This window comes from Allobaculum fili, assembly GCF_020969955.1.
In the GTDB taxonomy this organism is placed as follows: Bacteria; Bacillota_I; Bacilli_A; order Erysipelotrichales; family Erysipelotrichaceae; genus Allobaculum; species Allobaculum fili.
In genome coordinates, this window is the sequence record NZ_JAHDSX010000193.1 from 1 (window position 1) to 226 (window position 226).

Here is a 226-nt window from a genome sequence, read left to right on the forward strand (position 1 = left end):
TCGATCTGACATCCTATGACAGTTTTGTGAAACAGAACGGTATTCAAAGCGGAATTATGGTTGGTGATAAAGGGTTTCCCGTCAAATCGATCGAAGAAGTCCTTAAAGACTGCCCGCAGCTTCATTATTTCAACCCGCTTCATCGGAATGCCAAGCTTGCCTTCGATCATGAGATGTATAACTTCGAGGGAGTGATCGAAGGCTGCTGCGGCTTTCTAGGGCAGAT

1 protein-coding gene is annotated in these 226 nt (G+C 46.0%); it reads left to right on the forward strand.

Annotated features, from left to right (window positions below):
• Positions 1 to 26: 26 nt before the first annotated feature.
• The coding region (locus tag Afil_RS11700) for a hypothetical protein (protein WP_230268575.1) at positions 27 to 226 on the forward strand (200 nt) is incomplete at its 3' end.